The sequence below is a fragment of the Pedobacter sp. ok626 genome, from assembly GCF_900100435.1.
In the GTDB taxonomy this organism is placed as follows: domain Bacteria; phylum Bacteroidota; class Bacteroidia; order Sphingobacteriales; family Sphingobacteriaceae; genus Pedobacter.
In genome coordinates this window covers 36,179-55,714 of sequence record NZ_FNEX01000001.1, presented here as the reverse complement: position 1 = coordinate 55,714, position 19,536 = coordinate 36,179, and the positions used below count along the sequence as shown (strand labels likewise).

The 19,536-nt window shown below is 39.8% G+C and carries 19 protein-coding genes; 2 read left to right on the top strand and 17 right to left on the bottom strand.

All coding sequences use genetic code 11. The features are described 5' to 3' along the window. Window positions 1–3: 3 nt before the first annotated feature. The 5 genes from BLS35_RS00200 to BLS35_RS00180 all read right to left on the bottom strand — a co-directional run bounded on the left by BLS35_RS00200 (window position 4) and on the right by BLS35_RS00180 (window position 5,524). Window positions 4–708, bottom strand: a complete 705-nt coding sequence (locus tag BLS35_RS00200; RefSeq protein ID WP_090776774.1) for an ABC transporter ATP-binding protein — start codon at window positions 706–708, stop codon at window positions 4–6. Continuing rightward, window positions 705–1,943 carry a nitrous oxide reductase family maturation protein NosD gene (nosD, locus tag BLS35_RS00195; protein WP_090776773.1) on the bottom strand — a complete coding sequence of 413 codons (1,239 nt, stop codon included), beginning with the start codon at window positions 1,941–1,943 and terminating at the stop codon, window positions 705–707. Before nosD ends, BLS35_RS00200 begins: the two co-directional genes overlap by 4 nt. Beyond that, window positions 1,940–2,974 carry a nitrous oxide reductase accessory protein NosL gene (locus BLS35_RS00190; protein ID WP_207909069.1) on the bottom strand — a complete coding sequence of 345 codons (1,035 nt, stop codon included), beginning with the start codon at window positions 2,972–2,974 and terminating at the stop codon, window positions 1,940–1,942. Before BLS35_RS00190 ends, nosD begins: the two co-directional genes overlap by 4 nt. Window positions 2,975–3,037: 63 nt before the next feature. Then, a complete protein-coding gene (gene nosZ / locus BLS35_RS00185; protein WP_090776772.1) occupies window positions 3,038–5,032 on the bottom strand; it encodes a Sec-dependent nitrous-oxide reductase in 1,995 nt (664 codons plus the stop codon). A 12-nt stretch (window positions 5,033–5,044) separates the two neighbouring features. Then, entirely contained in the window at window positions 5,045–5,524 is a 480-nt protein-coding gene (locus BLS35_RS00180) for a c-type cytochrome (protein ID WP_090776771.1), read from the bottom strand. Between the two features lie 171 nt (window positions 5,525–5,695). On the opposite strand from BLS35_RS00180, the gene BLS35_RS00175 reads away from it, so the two are divergent. After that, window positions 5,696–6,928: a hypothetical protein gene (locus BLS35_RS00175; RefSeq protein ID WP_090776770.1), complete on the top strand. Its 1,233-nt coding sequence runs from the start codon at window positions 5,696–5,698 to the stop codon at window positions 6,926–6,928. A 57-nt stretch (window positions 6,929–6,985) separates the two neighbouring features. Here BLS35_RS00175 and ric read toward each other — a convergent pair whose 3' ends face one another. The 11 genes from ric to BLS35_RS00120 all read right to left on the bottom strand — a co-directional run bounded on the left by ric (window position 6,986) and on the right by BLS35_RS00120 (window position 18,044). Continuing rightward, the gene (ric, locus tag BLS35_RS00170) at window positions 6,986–7,948 is read right to left on the bottom strand and encodes an iron-sulfur cluster repair di-iron protein (RefSeq protein ID WP_090776769.1); all 963 of its coding nucleotides are present in this window, start codon (window positions 7,946–7,948) and stop codon (window positions 6,986–6,988) included. Between the two features lie 98 nt (window positions 7,949–8,046). After that, on the bottom strand, window positions 8,047–8,382 hold the full coding sequence (locus BLS35_RS00165; RefSeq protein WP_207909070.1) for a metal-sulfur cluster assembly factor: 336 nt from the start codon (window positions 8,380–8,382) through the stop codon (window positions 8,047–8,049). After that, entirely contained in the window at window positions 8,369–9,661 is a 1,293-nt protein-coding gene (locus BLS35_RS00160; protein ID WP_090776768.1) for a hypothetical protein, read from the bottom strand. The genes BLS35_RS00165 and BLS35_RS00160 overlap by 14 nt, the downstream gene beginning before the upstream one ends. Beyond that, a complete protein-coding gene (locus tag BLS35_RS00155; RefSeq protein WP_090776767.1) occupies window positions 9,658–10,473 on the bottom strand; it encodes a DUF2249 domain-containing protein in 816 nt (271 codons plus the stop codon). Before BLS35_RS00155 ends, BLS35_RS00160 begins: the two co-directional genes overlap by 4 nt. 11 nt (window positions 10,474–10,484) lie before the next feature. After that, on the bottom strand, window positions 10,485–11,165 hold the full coding sequence (locus tag BLS35_RS00150; protein ID WP_090776766.1) for an anaerobic ribonucleoside-triphosphate reductase activating protein: 681 nt from the start codon (window positions 11,163–11,165) through the stop codon (window positions 10,485–10,487). A 32-nt stretch (window positions 11,166–11,197) separates the two neighbouring features. Further along, a complete protein-coding gene (locus tag BLS35_RS00145) occupies window positions 11,198–13,447 on the bottom strand; it encodes a nitric-oxide reductase large subunit (RefSeq protein ID WP_090776765.1) in 2,250 nt (749 codons plus the stop codon). A 21-nt stretch (window positions 13,448–13,468) separates the two neighbouring features. Then, window positions 13,469–13,996, bottom strand: coding sequence for an azurin (gene azu / locus BLS35_RS00140; RefSeq protein WP_090776764.1), 528 nt, complete (start codon window positions 13,994–13,996; stop codon window positions 13,469–13,471). Window positions 13,997–14,087: 91 nt separating this feature from the next. Continuing rightward, window positions 14,088–14,684, bottom strand: a complete 597-nt coding sequence (locus tag BLS35_RS00135; protein WP_090776763.1) for a Crp/Fnr family transcriptional regulator — start codon at window positions 14,682–14,684, stop codon at window positions 14,088–14,090. A gap of 22 nt (window positions 14,685–14,706) precedes the next feature. After that, window positions 14,707–16,704 (bottom strand): TonB-dependent receptor domain-containing protein, encoded by a 1,998-nt coding sequence (locus BLS35_RS00130; RefSeq protein WP_165973197.1) that lies wholly within the window; start codon window positions 16,702–16,704, stop codon window positions 14,707–14,709. Window positions 16,705–16,732: 28 nt separating this feature from the next. After that, window positions 16,733–17,551 carry a FixH family protein gene (locus BLS35_RS00125; RefSeq protein ID WP_090776761.1) on the bottom strand — a complete coding sequence of 273 codons (819 nt, stop codon included), beginning with the start codon at window positions 17,549–17,551 and terminating at the stop codon, window positions 16,733–16,735. Window positions 17,552–17,669: 118 nt separating this feature from the next. Then, on the bottom strand, window positions 17,670–18,044 hold the full coding sequence (locus BLS35_RS00120) for a hypothetical protein (protein WP_090776760.1): 375 nt from the start codon (window positions 18,042–18,044) through the stop codon (window positions 17,670–17,672). A 141-nt stretch (window positions 18,045–18,185) separates the two neighbouring features. Here BLS35_RS00120 and BLS35_RS00115 point away from each other — a divergent pair, with 141 nt between their 5' ends. Beyond that, complete coding sequence (locus tag BLS35_RS00115; protein WP_090776759.1) at window positions 18,186–18,596, top strand: hypothetical protein; 411 nt, start codon at window positions 18,186–18,188, stop codon at window positions 18,594–18,596. Here BLS35_RS00115 and BLS35_RS00110 read toward each other — a convergent pair. Continuing rightward, window positions 18,571–19,536 carry an ABC transporter permease gene (locus tag BLS35_RS00110; RefSeq protein WP_090776758.1) on the bottom strand — a complete coding sequence of 322 codons (966 nt, stop codon included), beginning with the start codon at window positions 19,534–19,536 and terminating at the stop codon, window positions 18,571–18,573. The genes BLS35_RS00115 and BLS35_RS00110 overlap by 26 nt on opposite strands.

Below are 19,536 nucleotides of genomic sequence, written 5' to 3'. Positions count from 1 at the left end.
CTTTTAAGCGACCATAATTTTAACAATTGCTTTTGACAGCTTTTCTTCCCCGGTATCCGTCATTAACTCTGAAAGTTTTTTATAAAACATCAGCCTTCCATCCTCCATATAAAAGACCTCGGTGATCAGGTCATCCAATTCACTTAAAACGTGTGAGGTGATTAAAATCAATTTGCCTTTTTCCTTTTCAAGAATGATCTTATCCTTCAATTTTTCAGAAGATATCGGATCCAGTCCAGCAGTAGGTTCATCCAGAATTAAAACATCAGGATTGAATAGAAATGCCAGGCAAGCACTCACTTTTTGTCGAGTACCACCCGAGAGGGTATGCATTTTTTTATTCATTAATGCGCCGAGGTCAAAGCTTTGTATGAGATCCTCATCTAAATGCATCTTACTGTCTTTTCTGATATCCTTCATCATTTCGATAACGTTTGCAATCGTCATATTTTCTGGGTAGCGACCGATCTGTGGCATGTATCCTACCTGACTTCTATATAACCATTCACGATTTATAGGCCGACCATTGAATTCAATGGATCCGCTGTCTGGGACAACCATCCCTAAAATTGATTTGATCAGCGTGGTTTTTCCGCAGCCATTTGGCCCCAGCAGGGCTATACACTCACCCTTGTTAAACGAAACAGAGATGTCATTTAAAGCCTTTAATTTTCCAAAGGTTTTCGTAATATTTTTTGCTACTATCATAAAGATATGGGTCTCATTACCGGTTTGTTATCCCTTAAATTTTCTGGAGTCACACCCGGCAGAATTTTTTCTGTTTTATCTAATAAGGAAACAATTAGACTTCTAAAGAGCATTAGAGCGGCCGGATTGCTATCTATAATCATAGAATACATGCTTACGGGATGATAAGGTACATCACCAATATTATCCTTAAAGAGGTCGTATCCTTCGTATTTATCCCAGTAATTTCCGGTAAATGTATTCAGTACCAAGGATCCGTTTGTCCCGATATCGAACGTATTCCCAATAAAGTTATTCCTGCTGAAATCATTATTGTCACAACTGGCCTGAATTTTAACAGCCCATCCATTGTTATTAAAGATGTTCTTGTACAGCTTAATTCTACTACAGCCCTCCATATGTAACCCAACCGTATTTTTAGTAAAATGATTACCGGAGATATCGCTATCGGTAATGTCTTTCAATAAAATTCCGTAGGCTGCGTCGCCCCAATTGTCTAAAAAATGGTTATTATACATATGAATATGGTTGCTATACATCACAGCAACCCCTGCTTCATTGCGTTCAAAAATATTGCTCACATAAGTATTGCGATTAGAAAACATGAAATGAATACCATAGCGTACGTTCTGTGTGCTTACATTTTTCCAGATCAGAGAGTTTTTCACAAACTCAAAATACAGTCCATCGCGATGTCCTTTTATTTTATTGCCTATGATAATCAGACTATCAGACCGCCAGCAATGGATGCCATTTCCACTTTGGACTTCATCTTTCCCATAAGCCGTTATCGAGTTATCTTTTATAGTGCATCGTTTACTATTCTGAACGTAAATACCAAAATTTGTATCCTCCAAAATATTATTTAATGCCGACACCTTGTAGCTGTCGTAAATCATTATTGCCCCCAGATCCTTGATCTCTGAGCGTCCAGTATGCTGTAATTTAAAGCCTTCTACAGTTGCATTCCTCGTTTTTATTGAAATAATGGCATATTTATTTTCGCCATCAAGCACCGGATAATTGATACCTTTTAAAGTAATCGATTTTTGAATGATGATATTTTTCTCTTGGTATAAGCCCGGATCAACAAGGACAGTATCTCCATTTCGAGAAAGATCTATCGCCCTTTGTATAGACGACACACTTCTCGATTTACCCACCTTGATAACTTTGGCATCAGCGGAGAAAACTGCACAGCAGCTGATCAGGATGATATATAGGACTTTTTTCATTTAATCGTTGGCATCAGTGAATTCAATTGCACCACTCCACCTTGTATAGATTGAGTAGTTGCTTTTAATTGCTTTTCTGTAAGGAAAGCAGCAATGTTACTTCGCATGGGAGACCTAAGCGTTTCGCCCTTAAACAAAAAGGCTTTTTGAAGATCAATGAACCCATGAGGCTCCTCATAGTCCACCAGATACATGCCTTGAACATCCGAATTTTTAACCGTTACCCCTTTCACAAATTCCATCAGGCAATGCAGATCATCAAATTTATAGATCTTTCCCTTTTTTGTAATCATCTCCGCTCCAAAGCGTTTATCCACAACCCCCATTTTACAAAAACTGCAAGCATCTGTACCTACTTTAATTGGTTTTGGCGTAACACTACAGGATGCCATCAGTAAAATCAACGACAAGAACAATAGAACTGGTGTTTTTCCCTTCATAACGACCGCATTTTTCTTATGTTTATATTGAAGTACTATTGCTGTTAGCAAACCGATTCCTACACCAATAAATATCCAGCCCCCAATGTCTGGAATTGAGTAAGCCCCAAAATTCAACAATTGCTTATAGCCAATAAGCGGCGGCTGATAACTCATCCCAGGAACGTTTATGGCGGCATTTGGATCCAGGTCATGCCCATACTGGTATTCCCATCGCCAAAAATCAGCCATTGCAACAATTCCAAAAATTACAAAGAGGGTAAATAACCCCGATAACCATTTAACAGTTCGAAGAAAGATGGCCACTGCAAGCGAAAACACAGCAAAAAAAGTAATGATATATGGCAACAAGGTAAATTCCAAAAAATCTTCCGTATGGAGCGTCTTCATTCCGATGTAATGATTAAGTCCATTGATGATGTCAACATTTCCAGCTAATTTGTGGGGATACATTTTAAGCACAAGTCCTTCAGGATATTGTGGTGCTGCCAACTCTATTTGCCAAAGTGGAACAAAAAGTACCACGAATAAAGCTAGCCCGCATACCAACACTATTTTTCTATTTGTGTCAGTTAAGTCTGTAGATTTCATAATTATAAGATCAGATAAAAATAGCCCTGGCCATGCATGAAGCATGAGCCGGGCTATTCAAAACTACTTTTTAAGTACTTCGTCTGCTGCTTCAGAGTTTTTACCAAGACTAAAAGAAATCGGCACTTTCGACCCTTTTACAGAAACCCGAACATAACCCTGCATTTCCTGGTGTAAAGCACTACAGAAATCGGTACAATAAATTGGGAATATGCCCGCTTTCTCCGGAACCCATTTTAGGGTCGTAGTTTCGCCAGGCATAATCAACAGTTCGGCATTCTTATTACCTTTTACGCCGAAACCATGAGGTACATCCCAATCCTGCTCCAGGTTAGTAACATGAAAGTAAACTTCATCGCCAACTTTTACGCCTTCAATATTGTCAGGAGAAAAGTGTGAACGCATTGCTGTCATGTAAACATGTATTTTGTTTCCCTCTCTAACTACTTTCGAGTTTTTCTCTCCCATGGTTACATAAGGATGCTTGTTCTCATCCAACCTAAAAATCTTCTGTGAATTTTTAGAAATTAACTCTGCGGGAACCATTTGAGCGTAATGCGGTTCACCGATAGTTGGATAATCCAGCAACAATTTCATCTTGTCACCACTGATATCAAAAAGCTGTGCGCTTTGGGACAGTTCGGGGCCCGTAGGCAGGAATCTATCCTTTGTGATCTTGTTGTAAGCAACCAGATATTTTCCATATGGCTTTTTAGTATCACCACCTGGAATAGTCAAGTGTCCTGGCGAATAATAAGTTGGCTGTCTGTCTAAAACTTTTAGATCTTTAATATTCCATTTTACAATTTCAGAAGAGATAAAGAAAGTGGTATAAGCATTTCCCTTACCATCAAACTCAGTATGCAAAGGGCCAAGTCCCGGTTTTTTAACCTCGCCATATAATGCGGCTTCATATTTTAGCACAGGAATCCCACCGTAATCACCATCATATGTTTTATTTGCAATAGCTTTCTGGATCTTACTAAAAGAAAACACCGGAATAAGTGCAGCTAATTTACCACTACCTACGATATATTCACCAGATGGATCAACATCACAACCATGCGGAGATTTCGGACATGGAATCATATAAACCAGGTCTGGAAAGTCCCTTACATCGATTAATGTAGTTTCTGTCTCCATTTTTGAGGTTGCACTATGTGTAACTTCGCTATAGATATTATGTGCGTAATTCGCTTTAACTTTCTTCCCTTTACCCTGTTTAACGTATTCCGCTGCTTTTTTCCAGTTTACCGCAAGGATGTAATCCTTATCTCGTTTAGAAGCATTTACTTCTAATAAGGTATGCGCTTGCTCTGAGTTATAACAACTGAAGAAGAACCATCCGCTACTTGGGCCTTTTCCACTGTGGCTCAAATCGAAATTCATGCCCGGCAGTAACATCTGAAAAGCTATTTTCATTTCACCGTTTGTAGGAGCAACACTGACAAAGCTTAAGGTACCTTTAAAATTCTTTTTGTACGAATCAATCGGTACATCCCCATTTTCATAATCCATAGGTACACTAAAACGTGTTCCTGCAACTACGTACTCTGTGTTTTCGGTAATAAAAGGTGAGGAGTGATTTCCAGCACTGTTCGGAATTTCAATGATCTCCGCAGTACGGAAGGTTTTTAAATCAATCCTTGCAATACGCGGCGTATTATTTTCATTTGCAAATAACCAGCGTCCATCTATTTCTCCATTAGTTTGGGAAAGGTCGAGATGGTGCTGATCTCCCCAGGGAATTTCTCCGTGAGAGGTATTTAACATCGGTTTAGTTTCTTCGCTAAATCCCCAACCTTTTTCAGGGTCGACGGAAAAAACCGGAATCACCCGTAGCAAGCGTCCGGAAGGAATCCCATAAACACTAACCTGACCGCTAAAGCCGCCGGAAACGAAGTTGTAGAGTTCGTCGTATTTTCCTGGTGCGACATAAACCCTTCCGGCTGCGTCACTACCTGTGGCATCACCTGCATTTTTTGGTTTACAACCAGATAAGTTCGTCAACATTAACAATGCTGCACATGAACATAATATATATAAGGTTCTTTTCATATCAATCTTTTATTATTTTACACCATCATTTTTTCTTAGGAATTCCAGGATGTCTCTTGCATCACCATCACTTAGATTTTGATTCGGCATGCGTACCATACAAATTTCAAGCATAGTCTGCACTTTAGGGTCTTTATCGATCATCGCATCAGTATTGGTTATGAAATTCATGATCCACTCTGGCTTATGTCGTTTAGTAACCCCAGCCCATCCCGGCCCAACCAATTTCTCGTTGGTAAGCTTATGGCAGGAAGTACACTTTAAATCAGCAACCTTTTCACCCCGGACAGCCATTTCCGCATCCAGTTTGTCGCTAATTTTTAGATCTGTAAATTTACCTTCTCCCCTATTCGGGTCATAAGCTTCCGTGCCAGGAGTCTTTGTTTCACCTGCAGCAGATTGTTCGGTTGAACCGTTGGAATCAGAATTGCCTCCACCCGCGCATCCCGCGACAACCAAGGCTATTGAAAATATCAAAAACAGCTTTTTCATAACATTTTATTGATTTATTTTATGATGTAATGTTACGGAATACCTCATCCACAGAATATGATTTCAATCATATTAATACTACTAAAAACATGATTGTGATCATATTTTTTATGACATTAATTACCTTAATTCAAGAAATTTTAAAACAGCAGATTTTCGCTGTCCCACATTATGGAAACCATTCAATTCAATAGCAGCAGGTGGATCAGAATTGCACTGATCAACTTCTTGATCGTAGCCCTGGCCGGTGTCATCTTGCGATACAAAATCAATTTCCCATTACCCTTCATCAATCAAAAATTCCTGTTACATGGTCACTCCCACTTCGCTTTCGTTGGCTGGGTAACACTCGCACTAATAGCGATGATGGTAAATTACCTCATCAGATCCGATGTAGTTACCAATTATAGAAAATACCATTGGCTACTGATCGCCAATACGCTAACCGCCTATGGCATGTTATTCGCCTTTATCTTTCAGGGTTATGCTTTATTGTCAATCACTTTTTCCACCTTATCTATTTTCGTATCTTATTTTTTCATCTATCACTATTGGAAAGATCTCAATAAGATTAAACAGGAAGGACATATCACGATCTGGTTTAAATCGGCTTTAATATTATTGGGCATTTCTTCCATTGGAGCATTTGGACTCGCTTACCTAATGGCCAGTCGCACCGTAATTCAGGAGCTTTATTTTGCAGCCATCTATTTTTTCCTGCACTTCCAATACAACGGTTGGTTCATTTTTTCCAGTTTTGGACTGCTATTTTCGTTTCTAAAAGAAAGAAACAAACCACACTTCATAAAAATCAATAAACATCTATTCCTGACGCTGGCCATAGCTGTTGTACCGAGCTATCTGCTGTCTATATTTGGACTTAAAATTCCGGATTACCTATTTTGGATCGGTACGATTTCCGCTATTATTCAACTTGCTGCACTTTTCTATAGCTACAAACTTTTACAAGCAATCCAGAAGAGTCTGAGCATTCAATTCACAAAAATGACAGCCCTTTTATGGAGTCTGGCCTACATTTCATTCGTACTCAAAATCATTTTACAGACTTTATCCATCATTCCTTATTTTAGTAGTTTTGCCTTTGGCCTCAGACCGGTAATCATTGGCTATCTCCATCTGTGTTTTCTCTGTGTGATTTCATTTTTCATTCTTGGCTATATCAATGAGCTATTAACTAGAAAAGGCATTAAATTAAACAAATCAGGATTGCTGATTTTTATATTCGGCGTAATCTTACAAGAGGTAGTCTTAATGATCCAGGCCTTAGATGCAATGATGAATAAAACCTCAGCCAATACACATATAGTTTTACTCATCGCTGCAATTGCTATGGCAAGCGGTCTGGCCATGCTGGTTAAAACTAAGCGGTTAAAAAGTATTTAACCATAAAAGCCAAGCATTTGGGTTGCTTGGCTCATTCAACAATCAGGATATTCAATATCAACCTGCTACTACCTGCAGTACCTTTTCTGCTGCAATAGCTTTAGGAAACAGCACATTATTTTCCAGATGCACATGTCTATGTAAATCGTTCTCATATTCATCAAGCTTTTTGTAGAGTATGGCGTAGGAGTTGCAGGCATCTTGCGGTAAGGTAAAATTATTGGTAATTTCACGTATGGTATGCAATGCTTCACCCGCCAGTTCATGCTCAGATTCCATCATCTGAATGGGATTGGATACTTTTCCAAAAGCACTAGTCGGTACTGAACCTCCTTGATGCTGAACCGCAGCCAATTCCTTAATAAAGGGGAATAAGACTTTCTCCTCTTTACTCATGTGTAACATTAAATCTGCCCCCACCTGACTAAAGAGCTGGGCAATCCTGAGGGTTTCGGGATGCTGACCGCCGTGCACTTTCGCTACTTTATTTGCGAGCTCCATAATAAATGGGGTATTCTCTTTTACGTATTGATGATGTGTATTGATGATGTAATCTGTCAAAAATCCAATGTCCCATTTTAGATAATCATTTTCACTTGTTGTAATCTCATCGCTAACCAACTCTAAGGCTCCTTTTACCGCCATCACATCAATTCCCTTTTTTTCGCAAACCTCCGCAACAGTCTTTTTCCCTCCACAGCAAAAATCTATACCAAAGCCCTTAAATACCTGAGCTTTTCTGTAGTCTTTTGTTACAATTTCACCAATAGTTTCTTCATCACCCTGAGCTTCCTTTTTTGCAATTTTCACTTTCCAAATTTCAGGCCCATTTTCCAGATAATCCCAGGAAAATGTTTGTCCTCTCTCTGCCAAAAACTGATAATACAGAGGTTTCGGGTCATGATCATTTTCAATTACAAAGGCTTGCCCCGGATTTAATCCGTCATACATTTCAAAAATCCTTGGGTGTTTTAAGCGTGGCTCCAAAGCCGTCACATTTAATGTCTTCATCGTTTCCATAATATTAATTTTAGGTGACTCTATTATATGAGTACAAATTTACCAGCTACAATGCGCGCTGTTTATGATCTCAATCACATTGAAATGATCTGTGTACATCAAAGACCCCGAAGCTTTCTTAATCCCGCTTCTGGTATAGTCCTGTAGTTCCATGCCGGCTCCCAAACCAGAGATACCTCTGCCTGATAATCCGGAAAAGTACGTATAATGCAATTTTTAACGCCCGATAAAATACTATCGCTCATAGGGCAGTTTTTGGAAGAGAGGGTCATCTTGATCAGGATACACTTATTTAGATGATCTACCCTTACATGATACACCAGGCCCAGATCAACAATATTGACATGCAATTCAGGATCAACTACAGTTTTTAAGGCATCTGTAACGGTGGCTTTCATGAAGAACAAAGGTTCTGGAATATCAAATGTGATCATAATCTTCTGTCTTTGTTTGATGTAAAAGAAGAACAATGAGGTGGGAAAAATAACTTAATGCGGTTGCCGACAGACTGCCGGCGGCAATAATTTTAAGCGTAAAAGAATTTAAAAGGAAACCAGAAATGAATGCCAGTAGGAAAAGTAAAAAGGCAAAAGATTGTACATACAGCAAGCTTCTGTTGATCAGGTCTGATGGAAGAGGTGTTTTAACCTTTCCCGTAAGCTGTTCGTAGTGCTTTACCCATACGATATACGGCAGGGTTTTAAAGGTTTGACCTAATATCAGCAGACTGATCCAGCCCATAAAGATCAGGCTTCCATACAGTGTGGACAGGTTTACTGCAAAAGCATCATTTTTTAAATGATAATACAATATAAATGGCAAAATCAATATCCCAGCAGCAAGAAAAACAAACGAAAATAAACTCTTTACCATGGGCAAATCAACATCTTTGCGAATGCGGGACTGAAAACATCTGAAAATATAAACCAGGTAAAAGCAAATTCCGGTAAGGCCCAACAGCAAAAAAAGATAGGTATTAAAGCTCATCCCATGAAGATACCCATCGATAAGAAACAATAGCAATGCTGCATTGATAAAATAATAACTTAATGAAAGCAGATGTGTTTTTTGATATTCAGAGATGAGAAACATAGGTAGCAATTTTGCGCTGACACCGATAATAAGCATCAGAAACCAACCTGCAATTCCCATGTGGGCGTGTAATCTCAGAAAATGTAAATGGTCTTTTTGCAAGAATGAATATTGAAAATTAAAAACCATCAACAGCCCAAGCAGTGCCGTTAAAGTAAGCCATAAAGAGGCTGTAATTATAAATTCCTGAAAAATGGATTCCTGTTTTTTATGCTTAACCGTAAAAAAAACATTTACATTAAACAATGTAATTGCAGTAAACACCAACACCCCGGCAATTTGCATATACCTCCCAGGATCGAAAATCCAGAAACAATAAACCAGAAGTATAATTCCAGGCACAAAGAAAGTAATACTAGCCCAGGCCAGTTTGATACTATATAACTTTGTTTCCAGGATAACGGGAAGTAGCTGATACAAAGCACCAAAAATAATCATACTCCCCCATCCTAAGGCGGCCGTATGGGTCATAGCCAAAATTTTAGGCTGAAAGTAATGTCCGGACAAGGCTTCAAGGGAAAACAAGAACATTCCGGCCAGCACCAAAAAAAACAGTCCCGCAATTAAATAATGGGTTGATACAATTTTATAAAGTGGGTTATTGTGGCCGATAGCACTCATGATCTATAAATTAGCATGTCCAGTTCATCGACTGATTTACGGTTAAGCAGAAACAGCAACCCCTTTCTCTTGAGTTCAGAAAGCAAGTATACAGGTACCTTTTTATGGTAAATGTATAGCAACTCATCAGCATTCAGATTTTCAAGTTGTGCCAGAATCTGAATCATCGGTTGGGGCATTTTCAGCTCACTTACGTCGATATATGTAATTTTGTTTGCAGGAAACCGGCTTAATACCTTATCAAATAGCCCTTGCTGGGCGTCATCATGAGGTTCAGCAGGTAAGGCTGTTAATTCAATTTTATCCGCGGTCTTTTCAAACCAGGTAATGATTAATTTTTCACTCACAACTTCAGTGAAATACAAAAAACCTTTTTCGGCTAGTAAATTTATCAAGGGTACCGGCTCAAAAGAATTGATGATCTTCATGCGTTCTCCGACGCCAATTCGTTTAGCCAGGATAAGAATTTCTTTGAGCGGGTCATGATCTCTGGAAAGGGATGGACGAACATCCAATTCGTGGACAATTGTCTGCCGGTCAAAATCGATGGTATTTACTTTTGTTTTTACTGGCTCTTTTATACTTTCATCAATAACAAAACCGATGGCTTTCATGCTGTTAAAAAAAATATTGGGACTACATCCTGCAATTTTACAGGCCTCGGCAATGGTTATACGACGGGCCAATAAATTACGCAAGACAGGATTGCGCAGCTTTGAGAAATTGCTGTTTATTTTTACAAGACTGTCAATTACTTTGTCCCGGTCCACATCCAATAATGCTTTTATCCGAGTGTTCAAATTGATATTCATATCTGCTGTATTTACCTGAAAACAACTTTTATATTATGCTTGGGGCAAGCAATGCCTTTCAATTGATTATAAGAGTAACCTAAATTGCCAATTGTAGGAACACCGTTAACGGAGTTCTGGATATAATAGGTACCTGTATATTTCATCAAGCTCAGGTACCGGACCATATCTCCAAAATCTTTCTCCTTGATCAAATCGGAATGAACAGTAGTCCGCACTTCAAATTCTTGCTCCGATGCGACTAAAAAACTTAAGGTACGTTCAAAATTCTCGAATAGATTTGAACCCGTTATCTCTTCAAATTTATCAGGCATTACCTTAAAGTCTAAAGCAATATAATCCACCAGGCCCAAAGTAACCAGATGCTCTATCATCAGTGGCCGTGATCCGTTGGTATCGAGTTTTATAAAGAACCCCATCGCCTTTATCTCTTTTATCAGCCAAATTATTTTACTGTGCATGGTGCATTCACCTCCACTCAGGACCACTCCTTCCAGAATCCCTTTCCTCGACTTCAGGAATTCCAGCACTTTTTCAAAGTTGATTGATCCTTTGCCCAAAACAATGTGTGGTTTGTAACAGTACACACAACGCATGTTGCAGCCTGCAAACCAAACGACACAGGCTACCTTATCTGGATAATCCAGTAAGGTGAACGGTGTGATGTTATATATTGGAGCTGGATCCTTCATTTGAGGTAAAATGTTTTAATTCTATGTATTTATTAGGCCTTGCCCATTCTGCTTTTTTCCCTAAATGATATTTCAAAAACGAAATAACACAGGGCCAAAATGCCGAGCCCAAATATCGTGTCACCAATTGCTCTGAGCCATTTTAGTGTAACCATTCCAGGTTGCTGCATGAGTTCGCTGGAGCGGGCATACCACATTCCATGTTCTATGCTGGCTATGGCCTGCCAGATCCCTACCGGCAAAAGGCTTAATAACGCCATAGCTAACAACCCGACGTTGGTGGCCCAAAAAATAAATTTCATCAGTTTCTCGTTCCACACTTCATGCCTGTAAAGACTTCTCAATACAAAGAGCATCAATCCGATCCCAAGCATTCCATAAACCCCGAACAAAGCTGTATGCCCATGCAAAGGGGTTGTGTTCAATCCCTGCACATAATACAACGCTATTGGAGGATTAATAATAAAGCCAAATACACCTGCCCCCAGGAAATTCCAGAAAGCAACTGCAATCATAAAATAGATTGGCCATTTATAATCCCTGAGCCATGTTGTGGATTTTGAAAGTCTGTAATTGTGATAGGCTTCATAACCAATTAGCACGAGTGGAACAATCTCCAGTGCACTAAAAGTCGCACCAAATGCCATTACACCAACGGGAGTTCCAGAAAAGTATAAATGGTGGCAAGTACCTAATATTCCGCCCGACATAAAGATAATAGTTGAAAAGATCACATTTAAAGTTGCGGTTTTAGTCTTTAGTAAACCCAAACGGACGAAAAGAAAGGCAATAACAACAGTAGCAAACACCTCGAAGAATCCTTCCACCCAAAGGTGAACAACCCACCACCGCCAGTATTCAGCAATAGCAAGATTGGTTTGTCTTCCCCACATTAACCCAGCAGCATAAAATAAGGCTATTGCAGTGCAAGAGATCAGGAACATAATGATCAGATTTTTTTCAGCTGTTTTTTTCCTAAGGACGGGAAGCAAAGGCCTAACCATCAGTGCCAGCCATAAAAACAGGCCAATCAACAAAAACACCTGCCAAAACCTACCCAGATCTACGTACTCATAGCCCTGATGACCAAACCAAAAGTTTTGAATCAAATTGAGCTTTTGCATTACCCCCATCCACTGTCCTGCCATCGAGCCTAATACAATAATTAACAAGGCAACGAAGAGAAAATTTACTCCGAAAACCTGGAATTTAGGATCTTTACCGGATACTGCCGGAGCAATGTATAATCCTGTTGCGAGCCATGCGGTTGCAATCCAGAAAATTGCCAGCTGGGTATGCCAGGTTCTGGTGACTGCATAAGGCAGAAACTTATCCAGAGGAATTCCGTAAAAGCCGTTTCCTTCTACTCCATAATGCGCCGTGATTACTCCCATAACCACTTGCAGCACGATCAATAAACTGACGACAAGGAAATACTTTTTAATCATGAACATTGACGGCGTCATGCCCTGTTTCAATAGCGGATCGGCTGCAGGTGTTTCGAAATGTTCATCTTCACCTGATTTTACGTGATAAAAAACCAACACTCCGATACAGAAAATCAACAAGATGATGCTGACACCCGACCAGATTAATAAATTTGAGGTTGCCACGTTTCCAACCAGTTCATCAGAGGGCCAGTTGTGCGTATAAGATATTTTGGAACCCGGCCTTTCTGTTACTGTTGCCCAGGTTGCCCAAAAGAAAAAGGCATTCATTTTATGCATCCTTTCCGTATCCTTAATCGACATTTTTGGAATTGCATAATCGTGACGCAGCTGGTCAAATTTTGGGTCGTCCATAAATAACCCCTTGTAGTAATCGCTTAAATAAGCAATCGCTGCCATCCGGTCGTTCGAGACGGTTATCGTATTGGTCTGCGCATTAAAGGTATTCTTGCGCAAATCCTGCTGGAGCCTGATTTTTAGTCCTGCTTTCTGCTCCTCCGTTAATGCATCAAAGTTGGTATTAAAGTCCTTCTTTGCATACTTATCCAGGATAAAGACCGCTTCGCGGTGCAGCCAGTCGGCTGTCCAATCAGGAGCCACATACGCACCGTGGCCCCAGATAGAACCGACCTCCTGTCCACCTATGCTTTGCCAGATGTTCTGACCATCTTTTATCTCCGCTTCCGTAAAAATAGTTTTGTTCTCTGCAGAAATAATCTTTTCTGGTATGGGTGGAGACTGCTGATATATTTCATAACCGAAATAGCCCAGAATGGCAAAGGAAATACCCATTACCAATGCAAATCCAATCCAAAGTTTTCGTTCTCTATTCACTTTATATGTGTTTTAGGTTCTTTATTCTACAATCAGTTTACCCTTCATCATAGAAATATGGCCAGGGAAAGAGCATATAAAATCATATGTACCTTTTTCAGTAACCGTAAAAGTTATGGTATCTGATTCCCCGCCACCAAGAAGTTTCGTATGTGCAATGACACTGGCACTTTCGGATTTAGGAATGTAATCATTGTCTTTTGCCTCCATCGCTTTTTTTGCGAAAGCATTCATATCAGTGCCTTGCTTTAGTAAAACGAAGTTGTGTCCCATTGCATTCTTCTCCAGTGTACCTGTGTGTTTAAGTGTTAAAGTAACAGACCGTCCCGCAGCAATTTTAAACTCGGTTTGATTGTACTGCATTTGATCATTTCCTTCCAGGGCTAGCACATTGCTCATTTCAGGCTCAACAGGCTTTACAGGTTCAGCTTTTACGGTTGCTGCTGCAGATTGTGCTGCTGTGGATTCTTTTTCTGAATTTCCTCCACAAGAAGAAAGTGCAAAACTTAAGGCGAAGACAAGTACGGTGTTATTCAGTATTTTTTTCATTGTTGGTTATTTTTTTGACAATTAATAGTTATAAATTATCATCAAAGTTACCAGCTCCTGAGGCTGGGCTTTATGAGTGAAATCATAAAGTTTACAAGTAAACTTTGCGGTTACTGATGACCAATTCACCCTTCTTTTCGAGTGATTTTATAGAACGGATGACTGTTTCCACTCTTAATCCGGTAAGGTCGGCTATTTGCTGTCTGGTAATTTCGACCTTATACTTACTACCAGGTGGCACTTTATCTATTTTTGTTTTAAAGTAATCCATTAGCTTTAGTACCCGGTGTTCAGGTTCCTGGGAGGAAATCTCTGAAGCCATGATAGATTTATAATAAAGCCGCTTTGCTAAATTCGTCGTCACGTTGAGGTGAATCTCTGGGTTAGCCATTAGCAATTCCATAAATTTATCCTTCGGTAAAAGAAAAACTTTCGAACATACAATCGCTACTGCATTGGCAGGATAAGTATCTTTAAGAAAAAGCGGGGGTTCGCCAAAACTATCACCTTCACTAAAAAGTCCCTGAACAAATTCCTTTCCTTCATCATTAAAATTATTCATTTTTATCGCCCCACTAAGGATTTGAAAATAGTATCTGGGCATATCACCTTGATTAAACAAAACTTCCCCCTTATCAAAACTGGCAAGCTTAGATCCAAACTGAGCTAATAAATTTTCATCAATCATAGTTTTTAAGATTAGTAATTACTTAAAATTTTAAAGTCAGCAAACCATAAATATTCCTCCCAGGTCTTAAGGTTGTTCCCCAGTCCAGGTGGTCAGCATAGGCTTTGTTCAATAGATTTTCAATACCCAGGGAAAAATCTAGTTTATGCCTTTTCATGACAATGCCATAACCAGTCCTGATATGGAACAGGGTATATGCCGGGCTTACGCCTTCACCGAAATCGACATTGATCTCACTTTGCTTCGAGCTGATTTCATTCTCCACCTGAAAAAACAAAGTTCGATGCTTGAAACGAACACTAGTCATGATTTTTAAAGGAGAAATCAGCGGTAGCGGGGTATTTTCATTGTCTTTGCCTCGTAGCCATTTCCAGGTGTTGTTGAATGTCAAATGTCGATTCAGCAATTGGTAATTAAAACTGCTTTCAGCACCGAAAAGCCTGGCCGAAGGAATATTTTCATAGGAACGCACACCAGAAGCGCCGGTAGTCATCACACTTAAATCAGGCTGTGTTCTTCCCATGATATAATGCGCTACCCGACTGCTGAAAGCACTTAACTTCCAGGACCAATCTTTTGTGGCACACAGCAGATTAAACTCCGTATTCCAGGCCTGTTCATTTTTCAACAAAGGGTTCCCCACATAATCATGATTGTCCATCTGGTTAAATAGATAGAAACCATACCTTTCAGACGTAGTCGGAAATCTTTCATTAAAACCCGTGCTTAAATAAACCGTAAACATTGAACTCAGAAACCGGGTATAACTGATGTTCGCATTTTTCAAGATTCTGTTAACTGGCCCATGTACATCGTACCCTAAAACAGAAAACTGATCCTGTCCCATTTCATCGGTAACTTTCGCATTGGCCGCCTCGATCCTTAATTTCAGACCAAGTCGGCTGTTGTTTGACAGATACATTTCATCCTCTACAAAGAGCCCAGTTACCATCTGATGATTTTTTGGCCAGGTAAGCATGAACATTGGTGCTGCGTCCTTGGGATACATCGTCATATCAGCATGAACGGAATTGTAATAAAAGTCCGATTTTACCCTAATGGCATGTATCCCCATCTTTTGAAGTCGAAACTGGAGAAAAGCACCCATCGTATGGCTTTGTCCAGGCATATCCATATGCATAGCGATGGCAGGTCTTTGTGTGTCATCCATAGCATGGCGGACAGAATTTGTGTAAATTTTAGCTTCCAGCTCCTGCAGGAATTCGGAAGAATTATTCCGCTCGTAAGTAACAGAAGCAATTCTGGCTTTCGCATAGCCCACATCCATGGGTAATGCTGGAAATCCTATATTCCAGCCATCATCCAATAAAAAATCTGCTTTTATCGTGCTATTTTTGTTGAGCAGGTATTTTCCGGAAACACTGGTATTCACTTTGCCGTATTGTGAAAAATCGACTTTTTTATTTCTGCCATCTGTATAATCTCCCCCTTTCCGATACACACCACTAAACCGAATGGCCCATTTTTTCTCACTATAATTCATCACTACTGCGTTTTGTACGGCGGTAGCAGCCGAATAATATCCTGAAGCAAGACTTCCCCTAAATCTGGCATTGGAATCGATCAGGGCATCAGCCAATTTTAAATTTAACGTCCCACCAATAGTCGCCCCCATTCCAATACCATCTCCACCGTACTTAATGTCAATACTTTTTAGATTTACAGGTTCTGTATAAATCGTTACTGGATCCATCTTATCCGTACAGGCACCAAAAATCCTCATTCCATCAATGACAACGTTAATCTGTCCTGCAGAAAAACCTCTTAAAACCGGCTCCATACCAATAGGTCCGCGTCTGATCAAATTTACGCCTTCCACTCTGGCCAGAATATCCTCCGTACTGGCTAGCATAGATGATTGATAAAAAGTGGTTCTAGGTTGTTTACTTTTCCTGGTGCTGTGTATCTCGATCTCTTTTAAGGACAGTTCTCTGATCACACTGTCCTGCTGAGTCTGCGCCATAGCTGTCGATGTGGAAAGCACCAAAATAATAGCCATAACAAACTGAAAAGAATAGCACATATCCTTAAAAAGTAAGGTCAAAAAATGTAGTGTTTTTCTGTCCTGCCTTGGCCAAGTCCAAATTGATCCTCCAGTCGCCTGTCATGGTAAAATTAACCTTTCCTTTGTAATACCCATTTTTTGTATACACAGGATTGACATTGTTGGGAGAACCATGCCCCATAGCGGGCATTTCAGGTGTAATGGTCAGGAGGTAGTTATCAGCGGGGAGAAAACTCATCTTATCCTGCTGACGATAAATGATCATTTCAAGCTCATTTATTCCGATTTTTGGATGGATAGGAAAAAAGTAAGCAACCACCAGTTTATCGCCTTCTGCGGTCGTCAGCATTTTTACCCGCTCAGGCGAGGAAGATCCGACTTCCGCTGCCAATCTAGCAGTACCAGTCTTATTTTGTCCATCTCTTTTAATGGTCACTTCAAGAGACCATTTATTTTGGTCGGTGTTACCCGGCATCGTAAAAACTGCCGCAAGAGGAAACAAGGTGTTTTCGGCCCGATCGCTTTCCGGTTGCACGCTGGGTGCTGAATGAGACATGTGCATTCCATTCATTTCCATATCCATTACTGGCAGGACTTTAACCTCAGCCTTAGTGATCGTTTGGTTGGAAACAGAATCATAAAGTGCCACAAATAATTGGTTATATCCTGTTGTAAGGCTACTTTTAGCCCATAACTCTATTTTGGTAGATATCCCAGGTGCATAAGCTTCTGAGATTTTTTTTAGCCCCTCTTTAGGGTCAGTAATATTTTCATTGTCTACATCTTTTTTACAGGCAGTTAAAATGGCCAGTAAAAAGACAAAAGCATATAGTTTTTTCATGATGATTTAATATTAAAAAGCATAAAACAGCCGCTTCGCTTGCGAAAAAGCAAATTATCGTGGTGAAAAATTCTAGATAGCAATTGGTCCACTAGCAACATATGCTAACGAAAATCGCTTAGGCAAAGCGAGTTGAAGGGGGATGAAATATATTGATATAGATAATATGCTTATAATTCGTAATCAGCGTTATATTGCTTTCCGCGATAACAAATGATCCAACAGCAGTACGTTCATCAACAACGATAAGGAACAAAGGTATCTCCAATTGCTTCTCTATTCCAGAACCTTGCCGCTCGTTTTTTTCGGCATCAGCTAACCTTTTTTTCAAGAAACACTTTCCTTCACAATGCATTTCAGGCCTGTTTCTATTTATGCAAAGCGATTTAACGATATATTCTTTATGGAATTGATAACTGGCCACTAGTCCCAATTGGATCAGGCATTGTGCGCTTAAAACTAAAATTAACACAATACTTAGTACCTGTTTCATCCTGTTACCTCTCTTGTTATTCTAAGGGTAAAAGTAATGACTAAATAGATGCGACTTAATGATGAGTATCATGCTAAAACCTGATTGATATCAGCCTAACAAAGAAATAAAAACTCAAAATTTACATATTATTTCTTAGCCATGACAACATCAATAGAAGACAACGAACTAGACGCCGAGTTGCAGGAACTTTATCTGACGGGCAAGCAATGGTTAGCAGACCTTGATTTTTTTGCGACTGAGCTTATTTTTTTAAAAAAGCTTAGTCAAACCAAGATCCAATCGCCTAATGACGTTAATTTTTCAGAACGATTGGAAAAATTAACACATCATTATTGGGATTTAAAAAATGACATCCAGAAACTCATTCAAACTTTAGGTATGATTACTGTAGCCTCAGAGAAAAAAATAGAACTGAGTTTCCTGGAGGACCATATCCAGTTAAAATTCAAAATTGAAACGCTGTTGCAAACCGTCCAGAGTGAAAGAAAAGCAATTTTCGCATTATCATTGGGGAAACATACCCTTAACTCCGAATCTCGCGACGCATGAACAAATAGTAGGACAGCGCAAAGCAAGCTACAGTCGCCCCTATCAAACCGCTTACTTGTGGCCATACCACCATTAGGCTTTCCCTGAATGGCAGAGGTGCAGGTATTGCCCCAGCCATCTGCTCCATTGTCATCGGGCCAAGACTTCGAACGGAAGGCATCAGCATCGTGGTACTCGCATCTGTATAAAGCTGATTAGGTGCAATGCGCAATAAACCCAGGATAAACTCATTGTAACGCAGAATTTGATCTTGCGTCAAAAATGTTGGATCCGGTAAAAAAGATCTGATGATCAGGTTGACAACAATTTGATAAAATACCGTAAAAAACAACCATATGCCTATAGCCGTAAGGGCTGAAGTTGCGGCTTGCTTGAATTTGATTGACAGAACAATTGACAAACTCAACCAAAAGCCTACATAGAATATGCTAATCACTATGAATCCTAAGATCCGCAACAGCTCGGCTGGCTCCATTCTGACCCCGGTCAAAACCAGCCCGCCTCCTATCATCAGCATAGCCAGGATTAAGAATAATCCCCCAACCATAATAAGGGCACTCACAAACTTGGCTAATAACAAGTTATCTCTGTAAATAGGCTGTGCCAGCAGCCTTGTCAACGTCCCGCTATTCTGTTCGGCATTGATCGCATCGAATCCCAGACTGATACCCAATAAGGGGGCCAGAAAACTTAAAAAAACGTGAAAAGGAGGTATAGAATTATCTGTGGTAGTTAGCAATTTAAGGTATAAAAAACTGCGATCTGGATCATTGGCATTACCCATAGCCGATCGGATATTACTCAGGGATACGTACATCGATGCAACAAATGTTAGTATGATCAACCCAATCAGTACGATAAATCGCCAGCTTCGAATATGGTCTGCCATTTCCTTGTGAACCATTACACTAAAAGGGCTGGAAAGTGATTGACTCTTCAT